The following is a 1,840-nucleotide window of genomic DNA, read 5'->3' as shown; positions in this document are numbered from 1 at the left end:
CCGCCGCCGCCCCGGCCGCCGCCGCAACGTCCGCCGCGGCGGCGCCGGCCCCGGCCCGTGCTGCGCGCGCGCCGCGTGCGGCCGCGCCGGCCGCCGAGGACGGCTACAAGGTCAAGCCCGGCGACAGCCTGAGCCGCATCGCCAAGCAGCTCAAGCCGGTCGACGTGTCGCTCGACCTGATGCTCGTCGCGCTGTACCGCGCCAATCCCGAGGCCTTCTCGGGCAAGAACATGAACCGCCTGAAGTCCGGCCAGATCCTGGCGCTGCCGGACGCCGACGCCATCCGCGCCGCCGCCGCGTCCGACGGCGAGGCGCACGGCGTGGTGGTGGCCCACGCGGCCGACTTCAACGCCTACCGCAACAAGCTGGCCGGCCAGGTCGCCACCAGCGCGCCGGCCAAGGAAGCCGAACCGGCCAAGAGCGCCGGCGGCAAGATCAGCGCCAAGGTCGAGGAGCGCGCCACCGCCGCCAACGAGGCCAAGGACCAGCTCAAGCTGTCGAAGGCGACGCCGGCGGCGGCCAACGGCAAGCCGGCCGCCAGTCTGGAAGACAAGATCGCCAAGGAACAGCAGATGGCGGAGGCGGCCGCCCGCGTCAAGGAACTGGAGAAGAACGTCAGCGACCTGGAGAAGCTGATGGCGGTCAAGAGCAAGGCCGCCGCCGAGAAGAAGAAGGCGCCTGCTTCGGCCTCGGCCTCGGCCTCGGCCGGCGGCACGCCGACCATCGAGCTGAACCCGCCGGCCAAGGTGGAGGCCAAGCAGCCGCCGCCGATCAAGACCCTGGTCGTGCCGCCGCGCTCGCTTGAGCCCAGCCTGGCCGACACCCTCATGGACAACCTCAACGCCATCGGCGTGGCCGCCGCCGCGCTGCTGGCCGGCATCGGCGCCGTGGTCTATTCGCGCCGCCGCAAGCAGCAGGGCGAGGCCGCCGCCGAGCCTGGCCTGCTGGGCGAGCCGGCGCCGCCGGCCGCGCCGCTGGTGGCCGAAGCGGGCGGCGAGAGCGTCGACACCAGCAACAGCGTCTTCAACTCCAACTTCGCGCCCTCGGCCAGCCAACTCGACACCAACGAGGTTGACCCGGTCGCCGAGGCCGACGTCTACATCGCCTACGGCCGCGACGCCCAGGCCGAAGAGATCCTCAAGGAAGCCCTGCGCAGCCATCCCGACCGCAGCGCCGTGCGCCTGAAGCTGCTGGAAATCTACGCCACCCGCAAGGACGCGCGTGCCTTCGAAACCCAGGCCAGCGAGTTGTACGCGCAAACCCGGGGCGAGGGCGAGGACTGGGCCCAGGCCGTCGCGCTGGGCCTGGCGCTCGACCCCTACAACCCCTTGTACGCGGCCGGTCCGTCGGTCGCCGCCGTCTCCGCCGCGGCGGCCACGCCGGCCGAGCGCCTGGCCGAGCCGGACCACTTCGCCGCCCCGCTCGACCAGGGCATGGACTTCGGCAGCGATCGGCAACTGGAAACGGCGCTGCCGGTGGCGCCGGCCGCCGACCAGGCCGCGTTCGCCTCGTCCGACAGCCTGCTCGACTTCGACCTGGGCGGCCTGGGCCTGGACCCGGTGCCGGCCCCCGCCGTCGCCGACCAGCCGTCGGCCGTCGTGACGGCCGAGGAATCGGCCTTCGACCTGGCCTTCGACAGCCCGAGCCCGGCGCCGGCGCCGGCGGTGATCAACGACGAGCCGAGCATGGACTTCGGCATCGACCTGCCCGAGGACCGCGCCGAGGCGCCGGCCGCCGCCGCGACCGCCTTGCCGAACCTGGCCAACGATCCGCTGGCCGACCTGGACCTGATGGACTTCGACCTGCCGGCGGCGCCGGCCCCGGCCCCGGCGCCGAACGG

1 protein-coding gene is annotated in these 1,840 nt (G+C 73.8%); it reads left to right on the top strand.

What is annotated here, in order from left to right:
• Positions 1–1,840 (top strand): type IV pilus assembly protein FimV (locus H7U20_RS07340; protein ID WP_199518952.1); only part of this gene is annotated, 1,840 nt, incomplete at both ends.

The organism is Rugamonas violacea (assembly GCF_016461825.1).
In the GTDB taxonomy this organism is placed as follows: domain Bacteria; phylum Pseudomonadota; class Gammaproteobacteria; order Burkholderiales; family Burkholderiaceae_D; genus Rugamonas.
The sequence above is the reverse complement of the archived record's forward strand: the minus strand, read 5'-3'. Positions and strand labels throughout refer to the sequence as shown.